Raw genomic sequence first — 23,421 nt, 5'->3', positions numbered from 1 at the left:
TGGCCGTTCGCACGCATGCTGCCGGGCGATAACAACAGCACTCGATCAATAATATCGAAAACTTGACATAATGCTATTTTAGATAAATTCTCTGGTGGGGGCTAAAAATGCCTCGCTTTCGGAGGGGGTGCGCAATGCTCGATCTGAGATGGCGGAAAGCCGTGCTGCTGCAGGCTGTCGCTGGTGTCGCTATGGCAGGGGCCGTACCGGCGGCGATCGCCCAGACGGCCGGGGCCGATCCACAAGAGCCGGCATCGGCGGTCGCGCCCGCGCAGGAGACATCGTCGTCGAAAGCTGACGCCGCCGGTGACATCATCGTTACCGCACAACGCCGAAGCGAGCGGCTTCAGGACGTTCCGCTGTCGGTCGCCGTCGTGCAGGGCGATACGATCGACACGCTGAAATTCAACGAATCGTCCGATCTGCAATATCTGGTGCCGGGGGTGACCGCCTTCAGCACCGCGGGGCCGCGCAATTTCGGCTTTTTCGTACGCGGGATCGGCACCAGTTCGTTTTCGTCCGAGGCGATCGAGGCGAGCACGGCCTATGTTCTCGACGGCGTGGTGCTCGGCCAGGCGGGGGCATCGGTGACCGATCTTCCCGATGTCGAACGGATCGAGGTGCTGCGCGGGCCGCAGGGGACGCTGTTCGGAAAGAACGCCTCGGCCGGTGTCGTCAACGTCATCACCCGAAGCCCCTCCGAAACGCTCGAGGTACGCGGCAGCGCCAGTTGGGGCTGGCCCGATAACGACCGCCGCTTCAGCCTGTATGTCAGCGGCCCGATCAACGATGTCGTCCGCTTCTCGGTGTCGGGGCGGCGCAATCTGCGCGACGGGCATATCACCAACGTCTTCGACGGCCGTCGCCTGAACGGGCGCGACGATTACGGGTTTCGCGGCAAGATCGAGATGACGCCAACCTCGGATGTCACCATCACGATGATCGGCGATTATTACGCGCGCAACGCGGATTGCTGCCTGTGGACCTTCCGCGACGTCGGTTCGCCGCCTTCGGCCACCGAACAATTGGCGATCGACGCGGGGATCGTACCCGGTGCGCGCAACGAGAAACAGAATGTCGACGGCGAGGTGCGTTCGAACGCAACCAGTTATGGCGGATCGCTGCAGGTCGATTGGGGCATGGGCGATTACATGCTGACCTCGATCAGCGCGTTGCGCGAATGGAATACGAGCGACGGGCTCGATTCCGATTCGTCGCCGCTTGATCTGCTCAATGTCAATTTCGCCAACTTCTTCCGGCAATCGCAGTTCAGCCAGGAACTGCGGATCGCGTCGCCCACCGGCAAGCTGATCGATTTCGTCGCGGGCGCCTATTATTTCGTCTCCAACGTCCATTCCAATTCGGAGCAATTCTTCCCGCAGGTGCCGCTGCCGTTCTTCGCGCGCGATGTGTATGTTCGCGCCGATACCGAAAATATGGCGCTGTTCGGCCAGGCCAATCTCCACATCACGGAGGCCTTCAAGCTGATCGGGGGCGTGCGTGTCGTGCGCGAGACGATCGATGCCGCCAAGCGCCGCACCGATTATCGCCTCGATCTTGCCGATGCGGTGGCCGCGCGCAAGGAAACTAATGCGGTCGTGTGGCGCGGGGGAATGCAATATACGCTGTCGCCCGATGCGAATGTGTTCGCCACGGTCACCCGCGGGTTCAAGGGCGGCGGATTCGATACCAATATCGGCAACAACCTGCTGCGCGAGGTCGAGCCCGAGCGACCGACCAACTATGAGGTCGGCGTGCGCACCTCGTGGCCCGGTGCCGGGCTGACCTTCAACGTCACCGGCTTCTGGATGGATGTGGAGAATTACCAGACCGCGGGCCGCGATGCGGCGACCAGCACCTATCCGATCACCAGCAGCAAGGCGCGGACCAAGGGGGTCGAGGTCGAAATCGCCTATCGTCCGCGCGGTACCAATCTGACGCTCAACGCCAACGGTTCCTATGTCGACGCGCGCTGGGGGGATTTCCCCAACGCGCCCTGCTATTCAGGCCAGACGGCGGCGCTTGGCTGCGTGTCGGGTCAGCAGGATCTCACCGGCTTCCGCTTGCCCTTCTCGCCCGAATGGCAATTCGCGGTCGGCGCCAATTATGTCGCTCCGGTGAGCGATCGGATGGGGCTCGCGTTCGATCTCGGCGCCAATTACCGGTCGGCGACGTTCGTGTCGTTTCCCAACCATCCCGATACCGTGCAGGACGGCTATCTGCTGCTCAATGGATCGATCGGGCTGGTCGGCGACACCGATCGCTGGCGGGTGTCGGTCTATGCCAAGAACCTGCTCGATCAACATTTCGTCTCGGCGATGTTCGCGACCCCCTTCGGCACGCCGCAGAGCCTGAGCCAGTACAATCCCTATGAAGCACGCCGCAGCGTCGGCGTGTCGCTCGATGTCGCTTTCTGACATGGGCGTGCCGAACACCAACGACGGCACCGACCGCCCGCCGCGGTTGTTGCACGGGATGAGCTTCGTCACCCCCGCGGACCTGCCGGACTGGTCGGCGGGGCCGCGCGGCACGGCGGCGGAGATCGCCGCGGCGATCAAGGCGGCGGGGTATGAAGCGTATCAATGCCTCGATCCCGCGATCGCCACCGATGCGGGGTTGATCCCGACCGGGCTGATCCGGGTGTTCGACGATGTCGGCCAGATGCGCGATGCCGTGAAGGCGCGTCGCGATGCCGGGTGCGATTGCACCACCGCCCATCTGGGCACCGGCTTCGAGAGCGACGATGAGATGCTGCGGCTGGCCGAGGCGATGCTCGACATCGCCTTGACCGAGCGCCATCCGGTCTATCTGGAAACCCACCGGGCGACGATGACGCAGGATATCCGTCGCACGCTCGACCTGATCGAGCGCTTGCCCGAGTTGCGGTTCAACGGCGATTTCGGCCATTGGTATATCGGCCACGAATTCACTTATGGCGATATGGAGATGAAGTTCGCGGCGCTGCGCCCGGTCTTCGAGCGGACGCGCTTTCTGCATCTGCGCCTGTCGTCGAACGCCTTCGGTCAGGTCACCGCCAGTGATCCCGCCGAAAGCCGTCACCTCGATTATTACAAGCGGATGTGGATTGCGGCGTTCGAGGGTTTCCTACGGAGCGCCGGGCCGGGCGATTATATCGCGGTTCACCCCGAATTGCTGCCGGCGCGCGCCTTTTATCCCAAGATGGTGCCGGGCCCCGACGGGGTTCTGCGCGAGGAAAGCGACCGGTGGACCGAGGCGGCGTTTCTGATCGCGGTCGCCGAACAATGTTTCGATGCAGCGAAGCAGGCGCTTGCGTCATGAGGCGACGCGCACCCCCGAACCGTTCTCGATAATATCGATCCAGCGTATCAAAAAAGCGAGGTAAGGCGAGGATGGTGGGGGCAGTCAATGCCGGGCAGCGGCTCGGTGCCAAGCGTATTATCGGCTTCACCGTCGGCGATTATGCCTTCAATCTCTATTGGCAGAGCGTCTCGCTCTACCTGCTGTTCTTCTACACCGATGCGGTGGGGCTGAGTGCGGCGACGGCCGGGCTGATCTATATGATCGCGTCGATCTTCGATGCCGCGATCGATCCGATCATGGGCGCGATCGCCGATCGCACGCGGACGCGCTGGGGCCGGTATCGCCCCTATATTCTGGGCGGTACGCCGTTGGTGGCGATAGCGTTCATGCTGCTTTACTACCGCCCGCCGTTCGAGGGGGTGTGGCTGGCCGCATGGATGCTCGGCGCCCACATCATCTTCCGCCTCGCCTACACCATCGTCTCGATACCCTTTACCGCGCTGTCGGCGCGGATCACCTCGGATTCGGGCGAGCGCAGCGTGGTCGCGGGGGGGCGCATCATCTTCGCGACGCTGGCCGGGTTTACCGTGGCGTATTTCACGCAGCCGCTGGCCGAACGCTTCGGCGACGACGATCCGGCCACCGGGTTCTTCTGGGCGGCGGCGATCTTCGCGGTGGTTGCCAGTATCGTGTTGCCGATCGTGTTCTTCGCGACGCAGGAACCGGCCGAAACCGGTGAGGACCGCAGCCCGCATAATTTGGGCGAATATTGGGTGGCGCTGCGGGAAAATCGTGCGCTGTGGGCGATGGTGCTCGCGGCGTGCGCGGGGGTGATCTGCTCGACCGCGATCGGCAAATCGATCCTCTATTATTTCAAATACTATGTCGGCGATGAAAACGGGGGGCGTCTCGCGCTGACGCTTGCGGCGGCCTCCGGGCTCGCGGTGGTGCCGTGTTGGGTGATGGTCACCAAATGGATCGGCAAGCGCAACGCCTGGTTTGCCGCTGTCGTGCTGGGGCTGATGGGGCTCGCCACTTTCGCCATGTTCGATGTGCGCAGCACCGCCGGGGCGATTACCTTCTTCCTGTGGATGCAGGTTGCAGGGCTGGGAATCGCGTTTGGCTTCTGGTCGATCCTTCCCGATACGGTCGAATATGGCGAATGGCGCACCGGGCTGCGGACCGAGAGTTTCGTCTTCGGGTTGGGGCAATTCTTTCTGAAGGTCGCGCTGGGGCTGGGTGCGGGGCTGTACGGCTGGTTGCTCGAACGGATCGGATACCGCGCCAATATGCCGCAAACCGCCGAAACGCTGGCCAATATGAAATTGCTGATGACGGCGCTGCCCGCCGTGGGCCTGGTGCTCGCAGGGGCGATCATGATCTTCTATCCGCTGCGCGGGCGGATGCACGAACAGATCGTGCGCGAGATCGCGGAGCGCCGTAGCAGCGGCCGCGTGTCGCCTGAGTAGACGCGGCTGCCTGCACCCGGTTTCGCGGCCTTCCCCGACAGCGCCGACGGCGGCTGCCGATGCCGGGAATGCGCCTGTCCAAGGGGGCTTGTCGGGCGAGTGGCGATTGCTACAAATAAATCGAATAAGAGAAATACCTGTAATTCGAATCTAAATTTGTTTGCGTATGGAGAGCGCCTTTGCCCGATCGTGACAACGCCGCGGCCTCCTTGAGCTTCCGGGGAAAAGCGGGGTTCGCCATCGGCGACTATGCCTGCAATCTCTATTGGCAAAGCATCTCGCTGTTTCTGATGTTCTATTACACCGACGTGGTGGGGCTGTCGGCGGGCACGGCGGGACTGATCTATATGATCGCGTCGATCTTCGATGGCGCGATCGATCCGCTGATGGGCGCGGTCGCCGACCGCACACGGACGCGGTGGGGCCGCTACCGACCGTGGATTCTGGCCGGGGCGCTCCCACTAGGGCTGTCGTTTGCCGGGCTTTACTGGAAACCGGCAGCAACCGGGCTGGGGCTGCTCGCGATCGTGCTGGTGACCCATTTGTTTTTCCGCGTCGCCTATACGGCGGTGTCGATTCCCTATTGCTCGCTGACGGCGCGGATCACGCAGCGTTCGGACGAGCGAAGTTCGCTTGCCGGCTTTCGGATGTTCTTTGCGACATTGGCCGGGTTGACGGTGTCGTTCCTGACCCAGCCGATGGTGGCGTGGTTCGGTGGCGGCGATGCGGCAACCGGCTTTTTCTACGCGGCGTGCGTGATCGCGACGATCGCGACCGCGATCCTGCCGATCGTCGTGTTCAACACGCGCGAGCCGGTGCTGGCGTCCGACAGCATCTCCACCGCACGGCTCAGCGATTATTGGCGCGCGATCCGCGTCAACCGTGCGTTCTGGCTCGTGATGATTGCGGTTACGTCGGCGGCGCTGTGCAGCACGGTGATCGGCAAATCGATCCTCTATTATTACAAATATTTCGTTCATGACGAAGCCAGCGCGCGCTACGCGCTGTCGGCCAAGGCAGCCGCCGGGCTCCTCATCATTCCAGCCTGGGTGCAGGTGACCAAATTCACCGACAAGCGCGGCGCATGGTTCGTGGCGAGTAGCTGGGCAGTCGGCGTGTTGTTGCTGTTCGCCTTGCTCGATGTGCGCGATGCGATCGGCGCGGGAATCGTCTTTCTGTTGCTCCACGTCGCGACGCTGGGCCTCAACATGACCTATTGGTCGATGCTGCCCGATACGGTCGAATATGGTGAATGGCGATCGGGGTTGCGGACCGAATCGTTCATTTTCGGGTTCGGGATCTTCTTCCAGAAAGTCGCGCTCGGCGTCGCCGCCGGCGTGTTTGGGATCGCGCTCGATTGGGTGGGGTTCGTCCCCAATGTCGAACAGTCTCAAGCGACGCTGGCGGGGATCAAGCTGGTCATGATCTGCTTTCCGCTGGCCGGCCTGGCAATTGCGGCGGTGGCGATCTGGCACCACCCGCTGCGGCGCGGCGTCCATGACCGGATATCGAACGATCTCGTGGGACGACAAATGGCCCTGGCGCCAGCCGATCCGCACTAATTGAAAATGATCGAACTGTTGACATTATCATAAATTCGATCAAAATTTATCAAAACAAGAAAGTGATATAAATTATAGGGGAGGTCAGAATGCGTCTTCGTCTTCGTCTTCGTGGCGCGCAGCAGCGCACGGCACGCATCGCGGGATTGATGGGTTTGGGGGGCGTTTCGATGCTGTCGCTCGCGGCGGTGCCTGCGCTGGCCGAGGAAGTGGCCGCGCCCGACGCCCCGGCCGCTGCCGGTCCGGTTCAGAATGCGGTGCAGAGCACGGCGCCGACCGTTGCCAGCGACTCAGGACCGGCCGACATCATCGTGACCGCGCAGAAGCGCGAGGAGCGGTTGCAGGACGTCCCCATCTCGATCGCGGTGATCGGCGGCGAGGCGCTGACGGCGCTCAATTTCAATGAGGCGACCGATCTGCAATATCTCGTGCCCGGCGTTCAGGTGCTGAACGCCGCCGGGCCGCGGAGCTTCGGCTTCTACATTCGCGGCGTGGGCACGACTTCCTTTTCATCGGAATCGGTTGAAGGCAGCGTTGCCTATGTCGTCGACGGCGTCGTTCTGGGGCAGTCGGGCGCGTCGCTTTCCGATTTGCCCGATATCGAACGCATCGAAGTACTGCGCGGGCCGCAGGGGACGCTGTTCGGCAAGAATGCGTCGGCGGGTGTGGTCAACGTCGTCACGCGCGATCCGTCCGATCATTGGGAAACGCGCATCACCGGTAGCCTCGCCTGGCCCAAGAACGAGCGCAAATTGTCGGGGCTCGTGACCGGGCCGATCAGCGACAAGATCGGCATCCTGGTGTCGGGCCGCATGAACAAGCGCGACGGCCTCGTCACCAACGTGTTCGACGGGCGGAAATTCAATGATCGCAACGATTACGGCTTCCGCGGCAAGATCAAGGGCGATTTCGACAATCTGACCACCACCGTGATCGGCGATTGGTGGCGGCGGCGCGCCGATTGCTGCATCTGGACGTTGCGCAGCGTGGGCCCGACCCCGAATGCGCTCGAGCAATCGCAGCTTGCCGCCGGGATCGTGCCGTCGCCGAAGAACAGCAAGCAGAACGTCAATGGCGACGTGCGGTCGAATATCGATAGCTGGGGCGTCTCGCTCAACAACGATCTCGATGTCGGCGGCGATTATACGGTGAGTTCGATCACCGCCTTTCGCCAATGGCACACGATCGATGGCCTCGATACCGATTCACGCCCGACCAATATCTATGACCAGAATTTCGCCGATTTCCGGCAGAAGCAGTTCACGCAGGAATTGCGCCTGACCTCGCCGACCGGCGGCCTGATCGATTATGTCGTCGGCCTTTATTATTTCCATAGCGACGTCACGTCGGTATCGTTTCAGGACAATCGCGGCAGTGCGGCCGCCTTTGCCGCGCGCGCGGTGACCAATGACGCCACCACCGACAATTATGCGGTGTTCGGTCAGGCCAACATCAACCTTACCCCGAAATTCCGCCTGATTACCGGCGCGCGCTGGCTGAGCGAGACCGCCTTTGCCTCCAAATATCGCGTCGATACGCGGACGCCGACGCTGACCAGCTTCGACCGGCAGAAGAAAACCGATACGGGGTTCGTCTGGCGGCTCGGCGCCCAATATGACCTCAACCCCGATGCGAACGTCTTCGCGACCGTCACCCGCGGGTTCAAGGCGGGCGGCTGGGACACGGGCATCGGCTTTCCCGAGCTGACCGAGGTCAATCCGGAAATTCCGACCAGCATGGAAGCGGGCATCCGCACGAGCTGGCCGTCGGCCGGGCTCACGTTCAACGTCACCGCGTTCCACCTGATCGTCGAGGATTATCAGATTTCCGCGCGCGTGCCGGGGGCGCTGTCGATCTATCGCCTCATCAACGCCGCCAAGCTCCAGTCGGACGGGGTCGAGGTGGATTTCACATGGCGGCCGATCGGCGATGTCGATTTCACGCTGTCGGGCGGCGCCTCATGGATGGATGCCAAGTTCAAGCGGTTCGACAATGCCCAATGTTATTCCGGGCAGACCGCGGCCACCGGCTGTGATCCGGCGACGGGAACGCAGGATCTGTCGGGATCGGTGCTGCCGCGCGCTCCCAAATTTTCGTGGAACGTGATGGCGAATTACGCGACCGACATCAGCTCGGATCTCCGGCTGCATATCGATTTCGACGCCAATTACCGGTCACGCACCGCGCAGGGCTTCCCGATCTCCCCGCTCTTCTACCAGAATCGCTATGCGTTGCTGAACGGCGCGATCGGCATCGCGGGCGACGGGGATCGCTGGCGGTTGTCGGTTTTCGGCCGCAATCTCGCCGACAAATATTTCGCCAACAATATCTCGGCGACGGTGCTCGGGTCGGGGGCCGGGAGTACGCAGCAATATCCGATCTATGAATCGCGGCGGGTGATCGGCGTCGGTTTCGACGTTCGCTTCTGATATCAACGCGGCGGGCGGGCCGATCGATCGATGGCCCGCCCGCGTCGTGCGTCGATTGCTAACGCTTTGAACTCATGCTCGCACAAGGTATGAAGATCGAGGTTCGATCACCCAGCCAGAAGGGGCGCGTGTTGACTGCTGATCGTCTTGTTTCGGTCTCGACTTTTACCGACCCGCGCCTTCAGGCGGGAATCGACCCCCAGCGAAATCCGACACAGGCCGCCGCGCACTGGCTGCGGCGCGATATCGTGCGCGGCGTGTTTACCCCGTTGGAACGGCTGAAGGTCGAGCAGCTCACCAAATTCTACGGCGTCGGCCACAGCCCGGTGCGCGAGGCGATCCTGCTTCTCTCCGCGAGCGGACTGGTCGTTCATGAGCATCAGAAGGGTTACCGCGTCGCCGGTATCTCGCTTGATGATTATTCCGACTTGATCGATGTTTACTGGCGAACCTATCAGCTTGCGTTGATGATGGCGGTGGAACGCGCCGACGAGGCGTGGGAGGAGCGCGTCGTGCTCGCGCTCCATCGCTCGCTCAAGATCAGCAAGGTGATGACCGACGCCGAGCCCGAGGCCCGCGAATTGTGGCAATGGGCCTATAAGAACCTGCATCAGGAACTGCTCGCCGGCTGCGGCTCGCCGCTGCTTCAGACGATCGTCGGCGACCTCGGCGCGCGGGCCGAACGCTATGTCAATCTGTGCGCCGATCTGGCGACCGACCGCGAACGCGACAGCCATGCCGAACACCGCGTGCTGGTCGACGCGATCGTGTCGGGCGACATCGGCAGCGTGAACAAGCTGCTTGAGAAATTCTTCGCGAGTGGCGAGCCGATGCGCGAGACGATCCGGGCCCGGCTGCGCGCCTCGGCGAGTGCCAAAGGCCGGCGCGCGCGTCGCCCCGCGCTGGCCTGAAGGTTGGGGCGTGCGCCAGGCTTTCAGGCGGGGTCGTTGCGGCGGAAATTGAGGATATAGGCGCGGCGCGGCCGATCGGCCGAGCGGTTGGGCCCGGTATAATGGGGCGTGCCATAGCTGTGCACCGTCGCCCCGCCGGCACGCAGCGGGCAGGCGACGGCGGTATCGCGCGGTAGCGCGTCGGGATCGACGATCGCCAGCAGCCGCTGGCTGTAATCGACCTCGCCGGCCACCACTTCGTGCGCGAGCAGCGGCTGGCGGTGCATTGCCGGAAGGAAGGTCATGCAGCCGGTATCGGCATCGACATCGTCGAGCGCGATCCAGAATTGCACGACCGAATCGTACGGGATCGCGCTCCCTGCGGCCGCATAGGGCATCGCCGAATAGGCGAAATCCTGATGCCATGGGGTGTCGATCGCGTGGCCCGGGGGCTTGTAGATCAGCATGTCGAAGCCGAACCAGGGGGCGTCGACCCCGAGCAGCGCCGATGCCACCGCCCGGCACGTGTCGATCGCCTCGTTGGTGCGGAAGATGTCGGCGTAATGGTGCGGCATCATGATCTGGCGCGTCAGCCGCCCGAGCGGTTGATCGGTGGCGCTGCAATCGATCCGGCCGTCGAGCATCGCGTCGTAGGTGCGCCGCAGCGCGTCGATCGTGTTCGGGCCGGCAACCCGGTCGATCCGCAAATAGCCCTCGCGGTGATATCGGGCGACGCTGTCTTGGGTAAGCAGGCCGGCCATCGTGGATGCTCCGTTGTCGGGCGCCGTATCAGCCGCGCGAGGGAATGATCCCCAGTTCCAGCGCGCGCCTGGTGCGTTCGTTGTCGAGATTCGGCCAGGGGCCGGGCTCGGGGAAACGGCCTTGCGGCAGCGGCCATGCGATGGGGGTTGCGGCGCCGTCGATCACCTTGCCGACCGCGATGCCGTCGCGATCGACCGAAGGGTGCGGGCGATCCCCGCCACGCGTGCAGCCGTCGGCGAAATAGATCGCGGTATAGGCGCGGCGCATGTGATCGGACGCGTTGGGCATTGCCATGTGCATCGTGCGGCCGTGATGGAACAGCACGTCGCCCGGCTCGGCCGGCACGAACACCGCCTTGCTTTCGATCTGCGGGCCGGCGCTGTCGTCACCGGCGAAGATGTCGACGAATTGCGGGGCCTCGCGATGCGATCCGGGCACATAGCCCATGCAGCCGGTGGTCCGATCGACCGGGATCAGCGGAATCCAGGCCGTGATCGTCCGGTCTTCGGCGATCGGCCAATAGGGATGGTCCTGATGCGCCTGGGTCGGCTTGCCACCAGGCTCCTTGAAGAGCGCCTGATCGTGCCACAGGCGGACTGCGGGCGCATGCATCAATGCAGCCGCCATGCCGCACACCGCCTGGTGGAAGGTGAGCGGTCGGATCGCGGGATTGTCTTCCCACAGATATTGGCATTGCACGAACGATTGTTCGTAGCGCGATTTCTCGTCGAGCGAGCGCGTGTCATGCGCCTTGCGGCGACCCACGGCGTCGATCACCGTCGATGCCAGCGCAGCGAGTTCGGCGGGGTCGATGAGTTGGCGCACCGCGACGAAGCCGTCGCGTTCATATTGTTGCTGGAGCAGCGCCAGATCGGCGCGCGCCAGCCCGGTCGCGGCCGTCATGCGGCGTCTCCGATCACGAACTGACGCACCGGATCATCCTGACGGATCACCTTGCCGTCGACGATCGTGTGCGCACCATCGGGGGCATATTGCAGGATATAGGCCTTGCGCACGGTGCCGTCGCGCAAATTGGGCCCGGTGCGGTGGGGCGAGAGCGACGAGAACAGGATGATGTCGCCGACACGCGCCGGCACGGCGACTGCGTCGGGCGCCTCTTCAAGGCATTTGAGCCCGATCGGCGTCACCCAATGTTCCAGCGTGCCGCCAAGGTGGAGGCCGGGGACGATCCACGGGCATCCGTTATCCTCGTCGACATCGACCAGCGGAATCCAGAAGGTCAGATATTGCTGGGGCTCGATAAAGGTGTAGCCATTATCCTGATGCCAGGGGAATTCCTGTTTCTTCTGCGTTTTCTTGTAGACCGACTGATCCCAATACAGCCGGACCCGCTCGCCGATCAGGTCGTGGCAGAGATCGGCGATCACCTGATGGGCGGCGAAATCGCGCAGCACGGGCGCCTTGCCCACGAGGTGCGCGGTAAACGAGATCGCGCCGGTCGATGTGAGCCGGAAGTTGCCACCCTGCTGTTCGGCGACATAGCGTGCGTGCTCTTCCTCGATCGGGTCGATCGCGGCTTCGACGCGCGCCAGTTCCTCGCGGCTGAAGGCTTGTTCGATCCGCAGGAAGCCATCGCGATCGAAGGCTGCGATCTGATCGGCGCTGAGCCGGCGCGGCGCGCGATCGCCGGGCACGTTCTGCCAGGTGAAGTCGCGGTTGAGCTGATGCGGGCGAGGGGCAGGCACGTCCATGGTCGTATCACCTATCAAGCGGAAAGCGGGGTGGCGGCGCGGCGCGCGGGCATCCAGCGATTGACCGGGGCCAGGGTTGCGGCCGCGAGGGCGTCGATCGGCTGGGTGCCGTTTTCGGCATAATGATACACCATCGCCGAGCGCCGGTAGTCGGCGATATTGTCGGTCGAGCGGTGCATCAGATAGCTGTGGAAGAACAGGACGTCGCCGGGCTCCATCAGCACCGGCTCTTCCATCGATGTGTCCTGCGACACGATCTCGAGATAGCCTTGCAGGCTTTCGGGGCGCTGGTCGGGAACGTGATCGAACACCTCGTGCGCGCGGTGCGAACCCGGCACGACCCACAGGCATCCGTTGTCGAGCGTCGCTGCGCTGAGCGCGACCCACACCGTTGCCTGCGGTTGCCGATCGTAGCGGAAATAATAGGAATCCTGGTGCCACGGTTGCCCGATCACCCCCGGATTCTTGAAGATGAACTGGCTTTGGAAACAGTCCAGATTCGCGCCCAGCAAGGGGGCGAGCGGATCGGTCAGCCGGGGATCGGTTGCGATCGCCTTCGCGGTGCCGACACAATGGCCGTTGAACACCTTGGCGATATAATCCTCCGGATTGCGGGCCGCCGGGCTCGGTGATTTTTCCGGGTAGATCAGCAGGTCGTCCACGGTGGGATAGAGCCGCTCGCCCCCATGGTTGCGGGGCGGGTCCGCGCGGATCGCGGCCACGATTTCCGCTTCGATCGCAGCGACTTCGTCCTCATCGATCAAGCCGCGCTTGATGAAAAAGCCCTGCTCGTTCCAGCTTCGCTCCAGGTCCATGGCGATATCCTTGATTCGACCGAAACTAACGAATTATCAAAATCTCTATCTATTTTTACGGGTCGACGCAAGCGTTTTGACGCCGGGTAAACCCTGGTTCGGCATCGCACCTTGACCAATTAATATATCAGAATTGACAAACAAATCATTTTTCGATCAATTTCTGCCACGATCCATCACAACAGCGGGGCGCGACAATCATGGTGCAATCGACTTTTGAGCGAGCGGGAGCCGGTGCGACCCCGGTGCTGCGGATCGACGGCAGCCGGTTTCGCGACAGCGCCGGACGGCACACCATCTTGCGCGGGGTTAATCTGGGTGGAGACTGCAAGGTGCCCGCGCCGCATGGCGGCACCCAATATCCCAGCGACTTCGCCGATCATCGCGATGTCTCGTTCGTCGGTCGCCCGTTTCCGATCGCGGAGGCCGACGAGCATCTTGGTCGTCTCGCCCATTGGGGGTTCAACTGCCTGCGGTTGCTGACCACGTGGGAAGCCGTCGAGCATGGCGGCCCGGGCCGGCACGATCAGGAATATCTGGATTATTTTACCGAGGTCTGCGCGCGCGCGGCAAAGCACGGCCTCTATCTGTTCGTCGATTTCCACCAGGATGTCTGGTCGCGGATGACGGGGGGCGACGGCGCGCCGGGCTGGACCTTCGAGGCGGCGGGGCTCGATTTCACGAAATTCGCCGCGGCCGACGCCGCGCACGTCATGCAGCATGTCTACGATTATGGCAGCGATGTGCGCCGTCAGCCGCAATATCCGCAGATGAGCTGGGGATCGAATTACCGCCTGCCGGGCAATACGATCATGTGGACGCTGTTCTGGTGCGGTGCATTGTTCACGCCCGATCACAAGGTCGGGGGCGAGAATATCCAGCATTATCTCCAGCGTCATTATCTGGGATCGATGGAGGCGATTGCGGCGCGGCTGCGCGATATGCCGCATGTGCTCGGCTTCGATACGCTCAACGAGCCCGGCACCGGATGGGTCGGCGAGCGCCTGAGCTATCGCCATGTCGCGGCGACGGAGGAAAACCAGACGCGTCCGCGCCCCGGTGCCGCGATATCCGCGCTCGACGGACTCGCCGCGGCGAGCGGGTTGACGGTAGAGGTGCCGGTGCTCAAGCGAAACCGCGATAGCGGCCAGGCTGAACCTGCCGGGGTTCGCCGGATCAATCCCAACGGCGTCTCGATCTGGCGCGACGGCCAATCCTGCCCGTTCCGCGCTGCCGGTGCCTGGACGGTGGAGGACGGGCGGGCGATTGCCCTCGACGACGAGTTTTTCCGCGTGCGCGACGGGCGGCGGGTGACCATTTCTGAAGACGGCTTCGGCCCGCTGTTTCACGGCGTCGCCGAAACCACGCGCCGTCATAATCCCGACTGGATGGTGTTCGCCGAACTCGATGCGTTCGGCGCCTCGTCGGGCCGGCCATTCCCCAGGATCGTGCCCGAACGCACGGTCAACGCGAGCCATTGGTACGATGCGACCACGCTGTATCTGAAAACCTTCGACCCCAATAATTCATACGATTTTCTGACCGGCGAGCGCGCCGTGGGCGAGGATCAGGTGCGCGCGCGGTTCATCGCGCAGATGTCGCACAAATCCACGTCGGCGAAGGCCTCGACGCTCAACGGGGCACCCGCGCTGGTCGGCGAATTCGGGATTCCATACGATCTCGATGAGGGCGCGGCCTATGCGGCGTGGGAACGCGGCGAGCGTAGCCCGGCGATCTGGGCGACCCACGATCTTTTGCTGTCGTTGATGTATGATGCGCTCGATGCGTTGCAGCTCAATTCGACGCAGTGGAATTACACCGCGTCGAACCGCAACGATCTCAGGATCGGCGACAATTGGAATCAGGAGGATCTGTCGATCTTTTCGCGCGATCAACAGAATGATCCGTCGGACCCGGATTCGGGCGGGCGGGGGATCGCCGGTTTCTGTCGCCCCTATGCACGCCATGTGCAGGGGCAGATCGAAAGCGTGCGGTTCGATCGCGCGACACGCGCCTTCACGCTCGCGTTCGATGCCGACATGGGGGTTTCGGCGCCGACCGAAATTTACGTTCCCGGTTTCCATTATCCCGAGGGGATCGACGTGCGGACCGATGGCGAGGCCTCGCTCGACGGCCAGCTTCTGCGCGTGCGCGCCGCCAAGGCAGGCCCCACCCGGATCGAGATCAGCCCGCGGTGAGCGCGGCGGACGCTCTGCTGGCGCGCGATTTTTCGACGTTGTCCGATCTGGTGGCGGCGCACGCCGTCGATCGCGGAGACCATGTCGCGATCGTCGATGGCGACGCGCGCATCGGCTATGCGGCATTCGACGCGGCCGTATCCTGTGGTGCGGCGGCGTTGCGGCGTGATGGTGTGCGGCCTGGCGATCGTGTCGCGATCCTCGCAGGGATGTCGGCGCGCTACGTCGAGATGTTTCTCGCGATTTTGCGCGCGGGCGGCGTGGCAGTGCCGCTGCCGCCCGGCGCCACCGTCGATCAGCTCGCAACGATGCTGGCGGATAGTGGCGCTGCCCTGCTGTTCGCCGACGCGGCCCAGGCATCGCGCATCGGCGACGCAACCGACGTCCGCATCGTCCCGCTGGAAGCGCTCGATCCATGGATGGCGGGTGCCGTGCGCATCGCCGCGACGCCGGTTGCGCCGGGTGACGGGTTCAACATCATCTATTCGTCGGGGACGACCGGAACTCCCAAGGGCATCGTCCAGAGCCATGCGATGCGCTGGGCGCATATTCAGCGCGGACGGCTGGCCGGCTATGCGGACGATGCCGTCACATTGCTTTCCACCCCGCTCTATTCGAACACGACGCTGGTGAGCATGATCCCGGCGCTGGCGTTTGGGGGAACGCTGGTGCTGATGCGCAAATTCGATGCGGGCGGCTTCCTCGATCTGGCGATGCGGCACCGGGTGACACACGCGATGCTCGTACCGGTTCAATATGCGCGGATCATGGCGCATCCCGATTTCGACGCATACGACCTGTCGCGCTTTCGGATGAAGACCTGCACGAGTGCGCCGTTTTCCGCCGCGCTCAAGGCCGATATCCTCGCACGCTGGCCGGGCGGGCTGGTCGAGATCTACGGGATGACCGAGGGTGGGGCGACCGCGACGCTCGCCGCGCACCTCCACCCCGACAAGCTCGAGACGGTCGGTCGCCCGGTCGAGGGGCACATCATGCGGCTGATCGACGATGACGGGCGCGAGGTCGGGGTGGGCGAGGCCGGCGAGATCGTCGGCCGATCGGTGGCGATGATGACCGCCTATCACAACCAGCCCCGGTTGACGGCCGACGCGACGTGGGTCGACGATGCCGGCCACCGCTATATCCGCACCGGCGATATCGGTCGCTTCGATGCCGATGGTTTCCTGACCCTGCTCGACCGCAAGAAGGACGTGATCATCTCGGGCGGGTTCAATATCTATCCATCGGACATCGAGATTGTCCTGCGCGCCGATCCCGATGTCGCGGACGCGGCAGTCGTCGGGGTGCCGTCGGCGGCATGGGGCGAAACGCCGGTCGCCTTTCTGGTGCCGCGCCGCGCCGGGGTGGCGCCGGGGGCGGTGATGGCGCGCGTCAACGCGCGGCTGGGCAAGAACCAGCGACTGGCGGACGCCGTCGTCGTCGACACCTTGCCGCGAAGCGAGATCGGCAAAGTGCTGAAACGGACCCTGCGCGACACCTATGTCGGCATGCGGTGAGGGCATTTTTGGGGAAGCGGAGGCATCGCGATAAAACCGACGCCGATCCGGGGCCGGCCTGACTGCGTATCGCGGCCAGCGTCATTTTGATATTGATTATCATTAACACTCGCACTAACGCCCACCCGGGGCTGCACCGTCGCAGCCAGGGGATCACCGACATGCGCCTTGCGATCAGACTACTCACCTTCAGCGCCATCGCCGCGCCTGTTGCCATGCCTGCCGCCGTGGCGGCGCAGGACGCGCCGCCCGAGGAGATCGTCGTCACCGCACAGCAGGCGCAAAAGCAGGTCGTCAGCGACGGCGTTATCGGCGTGCTGGGCAACAAGACCGCGCTCGAAACCCCCTTCAACGTCACCACCTACACCGCGCAACTCGTGCTCGATCAACAGTCCGAGACGATCGGCGACGTGCTCAAGAACGAGCCGTCGGTCCGCACGACCTATGGTTTCGGCAACCAGTCCGAACAGTTCGTGATCCGCGGGTTCGCGCTTTACGGCGACGATGTCGCGATCGACGGGCTGTTCGGCGTCACCCCGCGCCAGCTTGTATCGCCCGAACTCTACGAGAGCGTTCAGGTGCTCAACGGTGCCAATGCCTTCCTGTTCGGTGCCGCGCCGAGCGGATCGGGGATTGGCGGCAGCATCAACCTGGTACCGAAACGCGCGGAAAAGACGCTGCTGCGCGCGACCGGAAGCTTCAGTGCGGACTCGATCTTTGGCGGCAATGTCGATCTCGGCACCCGCTTTGGCGCTGGCGACGCGTTCGGCATCCGCGTCAACGGCGTCTACCGCAAGGGCGAGACCGCGATCGACCGCGAGCAGCGCGAGGTGCGGGTGGCCGGTGCCAGTTTCGACTTCCGCAAGGGCCCCGGGCGATTCTTCCTCGACGTCGGCTATGAGGACCAGCGCGCCTATGCCGGTCGGCCGATCGTCCAGCTTGGCGCCTCGGCAGCAGTTCCGGCCGCGCCGCGCGCCAACGCCAATTATGCGCAGGACTGGAGCTTCACCGAACTGCGCGACATCTATGCGCTGGCCCGCGCCGAGATCGATCTTGCCCCCGAGGTGATGCTCTATCTCGCCGCCGGCTTGCGCGATGGGCGCGAGGATGGCGAATATTCGACGCTGACGATCACCAATGGCGCGACCGGCGCCGCGACGGCCAGCCGCATGTTCGTGCCGCGCGAGGACAATAATGAGAGCGGTCAGGCCGGTATCCGCGGCAAGTTCCGAACTGGTGGCATCAGCCACGAGATCAATGCCGGCGTGTCGGTGAACTTTACCGAGAACCGCAACAGTTTTGCCTTCGGCGATTTTCCCGCGGCCGTGCGCGCGCCGTGCGGTGCCGGGGCGACCGCTTTCTGTACCAATCTATATACCCCGGTGCAGGTCGCCAAACCCGCCGATTCGACGATTCCCGGATTCGTCTCGGGCAGCTTCACCAAGGTGCCGCGTGTCTCGACGGGCGCCTTTGCGAGCGTGTTCGCATCCGACACGATCGGCATCGCCGACGATCGCCTGCTCGTGACGCTCGGCGCGCGGCGGCAGAACATCCAGGTCGATGCGTACAACCGCACGACCCGCGCCCGCACCGCGCATTACGACGAAAGCGCGACGACGCCGGTAATCGGCATCATCGCGCGCCCGACCGAGCATCTGTCCTTCTATGCCAATCGCGTCGAAGGGCTGGCGCAGGGGCCGACCGCGCCAACCAATGCGAACACGCTCAACGCGGGCGAGGTGTTCGCGCCGTTCAAATCGACGCAATATGAAGTCGGCGCCAAGCTGGCGGTCCGCGGGCTTACCGCCACCGCGGCGATATTCCAGACGACGCAGCCGAGCAGCTTCAACGCGCCGACGCCGACCACGGCGAACCCCAATGCGGTTACCTTCGTGGTCGATGGCGAGCAGCGTAACCGTGGGATCGAGCTGTCGCTCAACGGTGAACCAAGCCGCTTCGTCCGCTTCATCGGCGGCCTGACGATCAACGATGCCAAGCTGACGCGCACGCTGAATGGCACCAACGACGGCAATCAGGCGGTTGGCGTGCCCGATTATCAGGTTAATTTCGGCACCGAGATCGTGCCGCCGTTCCTGCGCAACGCGACGATCACGGGGCGCATCGTCCATACCGCCGAACAGCAGGTCGACGTCGTCAACCTGCGCCAGATTCCGGCATGGACCCGGTTCGACCTGGGGCTCCGCTATATCCTCGTCACCGATACGCGTCCGATCACGCTGCGGCTGAGTGCGGACAATATCGCCAACAAGGGCTATTGGGCGTCGTCGTTCGGGGGATATCTGTTGCAGGGCGCGCCGCGGACGGTGAAGGCGTCCGTGACCGTAGAATTCTAGGCAGAGCGATGACCAATCGAACGATCAAGGCATGGTATCTCGTCCACAAGTGGACCAGCCTCGTCTGCACGGCCTTCGCGCTGATGTTGTGCATCACCGGCCTGCCGCTGATCTTCCACGATGAAATCGATGCGGTCCTCGATTCCGATCCGCTCCCGGCGATGGCCGCCGACACGCCGCTGCTCCCGCTCGACGAGATGGTGCGCGCCGCGATGCGGATGTATCCCGGCGAGCGGCCGCTGTTCCTGAGCTTCGATGTCGATCGTCCGGTGGTGAACGTCACCACCGGCCCGCGCGCGCGATCGGACCGTAACGAAATGCACATCACCGCGATCGACCGGCGCACCGCGCAGAAGGTCGCGGACCTGGACGAGACCGGCGTGATGGCGACCATCCTCAGTCTGCACGTCGATATGTTCGCCGGGCTGCCGGGAAAATTGTTCCTGGGCTTCATGGGGACGCTGTTCTGCGTCGCGATCGTATCGGGCGTGGTCCTTTATGTGCCGTTCATGCGGCGATTGCGCTTCGGCACGGTGCGCACGCTGCGCAGCAAGAGGGTGAAGTGGCTCGACACCCACAATATGCTCGGCATCGTCACGCTGATGTGGCTCAGCGTCGTCAGCGTGACCGGGGTGATCAACACCTTGTCGGAGCCGCTGGTGGATGTGTGGCGCGCCAACCAGCTCACCGCGCTGACCAGCGACTATGCCGGCAAGGACCCCGTGCCGCCGGCCAGCTTCACCTCGCTCGATTCCGCGGTCGCGACCGCGATCGGTCAGGCCCCCGGCACCACGCCGCAGTTCGTTGCCTTTCCCGGCGTGCGCTTCACCACCGAGCATCATTATGCGGTGTGGCTGAAGGGAGCGACGCCGGCCACGCGCCAGTTGCTGACCCCCGCGCTGGTCGATGCGCGCACCGGGGACTTCACCGCGATGCGGACGATGCCCTGGTACATGCTGGCGCTGCGCCTGTCGCAACCGCTGCATTTCGGCGACTATGCCGGCTTGCCGCTCAAGATCCTGTGGGCGCTGCTCGACATCGCCGCGATCGTTGTGCTCGGCAGCGGGCTGTATCTATGGCTCGGCAAGCGACGGACGTCGATCGAGGTGCGGCTGCGCGAACTGCGCCGCGGCGGCGAGCCGGTCCCCGTGATGGCACCCGCGGAATGATGCCGCGCAGGGCGCGGCGCGGCGCGATCTTCGGCATGCCGATCCTGGTGGGCACCGCCAGCCTCGTCGGGCTGGTCGTCGGCCTGCTGGGCGACGGATGGTTCGACATTCTGTCGGGGCTGGCCGTGGCGGTTCCGGCTGCCGTCATCGGTTGGTCGCTGGCCAAGGCGCGCCGCGCCGATTGGGATCGCTGAGGGCGCACCTAGCTATCAGGCGTGCCACAGGGCGGGGCGAGCCGGGGATCTTGAAGTTGGAGCGGGTGAAGGGAATCGAACCCTCGTCGTAAGCTTGGGAAGCTTCTGCTCTACCATTGAGCTACACCCGCAAAGACGCAGAAAACCGCGGTTTCCAGTCTCTGGCATGTCAGCGGTTTACAGCGCGGTTTACACTGGATCGCTTGATGCGCTCGCCGATTGCCATAATGACGCTGCTCTGGTCAACGTAAACTCGCCGGATGCGCGCGACCTTGTCAGGCGCCCAGCCCATGATGTCGGCGATCTGCTGGTCGGTGAGGTCGGTTTCGGTCATCAGCCTGGTGGCGAATGTGCCGCGAACGTCGTGCAGGTGTTTCGCTCTCCGCGTTCCCGTGTCCTCATCAATGTGAGCGATACCGGCTGCATCTCTTACGCGGTTGAACCGGCCGGTGAAGCCGTTGCCGGTCCAGGGACGGCCATGCTTGTTGACCAGCACTGTCTCAACGCCGCCGGCACGGTGCCGCCCCTTCAATTCGTCCAGCAGCTCATCAAGCGCCGGGATGCGGGGCATACTCGCAAACAGGCGTTTGCCCTGACTGCGCTTGTGCGCCTTCTTGGTGATCGCGACGTCGGTGACCTGCAACCACTTCAAGGTGACAAGGTCTTCCCGCCGCAGGCCAGTCAAGGCCGCCAGCCGAAGCCCGTCGGCTACGTGGATCATGTCGAGCTCCGCGGCCTTTGCCAGGAAGGCGCCCATATCAGTGTCCGTCCAGATGATTTCGGCACGGTCGCCACCGCGGTAGATCTTCGGAATCTTTTCGGCAGCGTTGAACGTCACAATCGACCGCAGTCGCCCAAACTCGAGCAGCGCACGAAGCACGGTCACGCCGATGTCGGCAGCGCGCGGCGTGCTCTTGCGGCTGTCCCGCCAGGCGATGACTTTCGCAACTATGCGGGGATCGTTCCAGACGGGCAGGGGAGTGCCGCCCCACTTCGCTTCGATCGTATCAAGCGCCGATCCCCAAGTCTTCTTCGTGCTCGGAGCAAGCCGCTCCCATTCCGGGCTCGAGGGACGCTGGGGATCGCACGACCGCCATTGCCGAATGAGCGTGCGCAGGGTTGATGTTTCGCGTTGTCGCAACGTGTCGAGCACATCCCCGATGACGCGAAGTTCGGCCGGACCTAGCGCCGGTCGCCGGTCGCCTTCCTTGCGCAGAACGCATGGGCCGCCACGGTAGGCATAAACATACCAGATAGCAGGTTTGCCCTTGCGGCGCTTTCGCACCATGTGAACGCCCGCAATCAAAGGAGGCCCGCCGCGTCGAGGCGATCGAAATCATTCTGGGGTGCGTAGGGCTCGATGGGGGATTGGCCCACCTCGATCCTGCCATCGGGATGGATAACGACGCTGCCCACGCTCACGCCACAGTCTCGGAGGCTATGGAGGATGCGCTTGATCTGCGGGGTCGGTGGGTAGCAAATCCTACCAGCGGCTTTCGTCATATGCGTGTTATAGCACACGCATATGAACAATTCGAGTTATAAATGGTATATTTCAAGCCGCAGGAGGGCCGCATGACGTCAGTGACCGACTATCCATACGCAGATACGCCGGCTGCCAGGATGCTCTCTTCGGGACTGCAACAGACAGTAGCACGAACGGGGATGAGCATCCGGCAACTCGGCAAGGCGATGGGCTATAAGCAGGCCGTAGTGCTCTCGCACATGGCGCTCGGCCGCGTTCCCATCCCAATTGATCGAGCGACGGATCTTGCCGACGCTCTTGAGATTGATCCACGGGATTTCCTCGCCGCGGTTCTTGATCAGCGTCACCCTGACATCAATTGGTCGCTGCTGGGAGCGAGCGATGCTGTCCAGTCAATGCCACTGGTAACCGAGCTGACTGCGGGCCGGCTGCTGGACGAACTGACGCCCGGTCAACGTCAGGTCATCCGTGAGGCGGCTGCCGACACTCAGGCACAACGACGGTGGTTAACAGTTCATGAGACCGGTGTAGTCGACCTGTTGCGCGAACTTCGCCCCTCGATGCAGCAGCATGGGCTTTCCCGATCTGACCTTAGAGCAATCCGCCAGGCTCTTGCCACATCCGAGTCTCGCCGTTGATACGGCGTCGCCGCTTGGCTCGCCGCCAAGCATTGTCCGGGTTCATCGCTATCTGATGTTCGCGTTCACTCCGAGGGCGAGATATTTGAATCAGAACCCGCCGTAAGGTGAACGGCGGGCACTCCGAGGAATCCATTTTCATTGAAGTTCAGGATGGTGGTGCTGTAGGCACCCCCTTCCGTCCTTCTTATAAAAGAAGGAATGCAGAAATGCGTGACGGTTTTCGTAGGGAGGCGTTCGCGCGGATTCGAGCCGTTCGGCGGGACAAAAACTTGTCAAATGTCCGAATCGAACCTTTATTCGTAGTGAGATTCACCACTCACGGATCATCGTTCTCGTAGGGGGTGCTCTCCAGCAACTCGTCAAGCGCGCGTCTGGCATTGAACGGTGGCCAAACTCGCTGAGAGGTGCCGGGCAGCCGGGCCTCTTCGAGCAGACTAATTCGCTTTAACGCTGACAGGATCCGCTGCCGCAAAACCTCCTGTTCCAGACCATAGGAACGCTCCGCCTCTATCATAGCCCCTGCAATGCTATACGCTGTGGTCGACCGCTCTTGGATCGTCAGCTTTTCGCGCGCCAACCACACATCGACGGTGAACCTGTCGTTCTCGCCGTTTGGATCAAGCGTGATTTGGCGAGGTGCCTCGCCAGAATTACGATACTGCCTGTAGCGAATACGGCGATGGGTCGCCTCACGTATCAACTGTTCGTCTAGGATCGGGGGTATTTCACGGTTGCGCAATGCCCTCTTGGTCTCGCTGTCCCGTTGTTTTCGTTTACGGTTCGCCGCTTGCTCTCGTAGGCGTTGACGCTCAACGTAAGCGTGTTCTGTAGGCCGCCTTGCCGCTGAGGGGATTGCTGCGATGCTTGTCGCTGGCAGCGGAGCGGCGCGTTGGATCAGGAAGTCATAGCGGATGAGAGTAGTCATACGAGTAGTCGTATGG

18 protein-coding genes and 1 tRNA gene are annotated in these 23,421 nt (G+C 63.3%); 12 read left to right on the top strand and 7 right to left on the bottom strand.

Translation table 11 applies throughout. The annotated features are described in order from the left end of the window. Positions 1 to 134 precede the first annotated feature (134 nt). The 6 genes from NFE57_RS00095 (at position 135) to NFE57_RS00070 (ending at position 9,653) form a co-directional block, all read left to right on the top strand. Positions 135 to 2,417 (top strand): TonB-dependent receptor, encoded by a 2,283-nt coding sequence (locus NFE57_RS00095; protein WP_252133521.1) that lies wholly within the window; start codon positions 135 to 137, stop codon positions 2,415 to 2,417. Next, positions 2,404 to 3,300 (top strand): IolE/MocC family protein, encoded by an 897-nt coding sequence (locus NFE57_RS00090; RefSeq protein ID WP_252133520.1) that lies wholly within the window; start codon positions 2,404 to 2,406, stop codon positions 3,298 to 3,300. Before NFE57_RS00095 ends, NFE57_RS00090 begins: the two co-directional genes overlap by 14 nt. A gap of 71 nt (positions 3,301 to 3,371) precedes the next feature. Further along, the gene (locus NFE57_RS00085) at positions 3,372 to 4,751 is read left to right on the top strand and encodes an MFS transporter (protein ID WP_252133519.1); all 1,380 of its coding nucleotides are present in this window, start codon (positions 3,372 to 3,374) and stop codon (positions 4,749 to 4,751) included. Positions 4,752 to 4,930: 179 nt separating this feature from the next. Next, positions 4,931 to 6,313 carry an MFS transporter gene (locus NFE57_RS00080; RefSeq protein ID WP_252133518.1) on the top strand — a complete coding sequence of 461 codons (1,383 nt, stop codon included), beginning with the start codon at positions 4,931 to 4,933 and terminating at the stop codon, positions 6,311 to 6,313. An 89-nt stretch (positions 6,314 to 6,402) separates the two neighbouring features. Further along, complete coding sequence (locus NFE57_RS00075) at positions 6,403 to 8,742, top strand: TonB-dependent receptor (protein ID WP_252133517.1); 2,340 nt, start codon at positions 6,403 to 6,405, stop codon at positions 8,740 to 8,742. Between the two features lie 89 nt (positions 8,743 to 8,831). Further along, positions 8,832 to 9,653 (top strand): GntR family transcriptional regulator, encoded by an 822-nt coding sequence (locus NFE57_RS00070; protein ID WP_252133516.1) that lies wholly within the window; start codon positions 8,832 to 8,834, stop codon positions 9,651 to 9,653. Between the two features lie 23 nt (positions 9,654 to 9,676). Here the strand turns inward: NFE57_RS00070 and NFE57_RS00065 are convergent, their stop codons facing one another. Genes NFE57_RS00065 through NFE57_RS00050 form a run of 4 tightly spaced genes read right to left on the bottom strand, consistent with a single transcriptional unit; the run spans position 9,677 to position 12,921 of the window. After that, on the bottom strand, positions 9,677 to 10,393 hold the full coding sequence (locus tag NFE57_RS00065) for a phytanoyl-CoA dioxygenase family protein (RefSeq protein WP_252133515.1): 717 nt from the start codon (positions 10,391 to 10,393) through the stop codon (positions 9,677 to 9,679). Between the two features lie 28 nt (positions 10,394 to 10,421). Further along, positions 10,422 to 11,297 carry a phytanoyl-CoA dioxygenase family protein gene (locus tag NFE57_RS00060; RefSeq protein ID WP_252133514.1) on the bottom strand — a complete coding sequence of 292 codons (876 nt, stop codon included), beginning with the start codon at positions 11,295 to 11,297 and terminating at the stop codon, positions 10,422 to 10,424. Next, positions 11,294 to 12,106 carry a phytanoyl-CoA dioxygenase family protein gene (locus NFE57_RS00055; RefSeq protein WP_252133513.1) on the bottom strand — a complete coding sequence of 271 codons (813 nt, stop codon included), beginning with the start codon at positions 12,104 to 12,106 and terminating at the stop codon, positions 11,294 to 11,296. The genes NFE57_RS00060 and NFE57_RS00055 overlap by 4 nt, the downstream gene beginning before the upstream one ends. Positions 12,107 to 12,120: 14 nt before the next feature. Next, positions 12,121 to 12,921 (bottom strand): phytanoyl-CoA dioxygenase family protein, encoded by an 801-nt coding sequence (locus NFE57_RS00050; protein WP_252133512.1) that lies wholly within the window; start codon positions 12,919 to 12,921, stop codon positions 12,121 to 12,123. 332 nt (positions 12,922 to 13,253) lie between these two features. Here NFE57_RS00050 and NFE57_RS00045 point away from each other — a divergent pair, with 332 nt between their 5' ends. The 5 genes from NFE57_RS00045 to NFE57_RS00025 all read left to right on the top strand — a co-directional run bounded on the left by NFE57_RS00045 (position 13,254) and on the right by NFE57_RS00025 (position 20,353). Continuing rightward, complete coding sequence (locus NFE57_RS00045; protein WP_252133511.1) at positions 13,254 to 15,119, top strand: glycoside hydrolase family 5 protein; 1,866 nt, start codon at positions 13,254 to 13,256, stop codon at positions 15,117 to 15,119. Next, the gene (locus NFE57_RS00040; RefSeq protein WP_252133510.1) at positions 15,116 to 16,636 is read left to right on the top strand and encodes a class I adenylate-forming enzyme family protein; all 1,521 of its coding nucleotides are present in this window, start codon (positions 15,116 to 15,118) and stop codon (positions 16,634 to 16,636) included. Before NFE57_RS00045 ends, NFE57_RS00040 begins: the two co-directional genes overlap by 4 nt. Before the next feature lie 161 nt (positions 16,637 to 16,797). Then, a complete protein-coding gene (locus NFE57_RS00035; RefSeq protein WP_252133509.1) occupies positions 16,798 to 18,990 on the top strand; it encodes a TonB-dependent receptor in 2,193 nt (730 codons plus the stop codon). An 8-nt stretch (positions 18,991 to 18,998) separates the two neighbouring features. After that, positions 18,999 to 20,159 carry a PepSY-associated TM helix domain-containing protein gene (locus NFE57_RS00030; RefSeq protein WP_252133508.1) on the top strand — a complete coding sequence of 387 codons (1,161 nt, stop codon included), beginning with the start codon at positions 18,999 to 19,001 and terminating at the stop codon, positions 20,157 to 20,159. Next, positions 20,156 to 20,353: a hypothetical protein gene (locus NFE57_RS00025; protein WP_252133507.1), complete on the top strand. Its 198-nt coding sequence runs from the start codon at positions 20,156 to 20,158 to the stop codon at positions 20,351 to 20,353. The genes NFE57_RS00030 and NFE57_RS00025 overlap by 4 nt, the downstream gene beginning before the upstream one ends. Before the next feature lie 57 nt (positions 20,354 to 20,410). On the opposite strand, the gene NFE57_RS00020 is transcribed toward NFE57_RS00025, so the two are convergent. Together NFE57_RS00020 and NFE57_RS00015 are read right to left on the bottom strand one after the other, a co-directional pair. Beyond that, positions 20,411 to 20,484 (bottom strand) — tRNA-Gly (locus tag NFE57_RS00020). A 38-nt stretch (positions 20,485 to 20,522) separates the two neighbouring features. Further along, on the bottom strand, positions 20,523 to 21,641 hold the full coding sequence (locus NFE57_RS00015; RefSeq protein ID WP_252133506.1) for a tyrosine-type recombinase/integrase: 1,119 nt from the start codon (positions 21,639 to 21,641) through the stop codon (positions 20,523 to 20,525). A 287-nt stretch (positions 21,642 to 21,928) separates the two neighbouring features. Between NFE57_RS00015 and NFE57_RS00010 the strand changes: the two genes are divergently transcribed. Further along, positions 21,929 to 22,477: a hypothetical protein gene (locus tag NFE57_RS00010; protein WP_252133505.1), complete on the top strand. Its 549-nt coding sequence runs from the start codon at positions 21,929 to 21,931 to the stop codon at positions 22,475 to 22,477. A 319-nt stretch (positions 22,478 to 22,796) separates the two neighbouring features. Here NFE57_RS00010 and NFE57_RS00005 read toward each other — a convergent pair. After that, positions 22,797 to 23,421, bottom strand: a 625-nt coding sequence (locus tag NFE57_RS00005) for a hypothetical protein (RefSeq protein ID WP_252133504.1), incomplete at its 5' end; no start/stop codon positions are given.

Origin of the sequence: Hephaestia sp. MAHUQ-44 (assembly GCF_023806085.1) — a bacterium.
Classification (GTDB): domain Bacteria; phylum Pseudomonadota; class Alphaproteobacteria; order Sphingomonadales; family Sphingomonadaceae; genus Sphingomonas.
The sequence above is the reverse complement of the archived record's forward strand: the minus strand, read 5'-3'. Positions and strand labels throughout refer to the sequence as shown.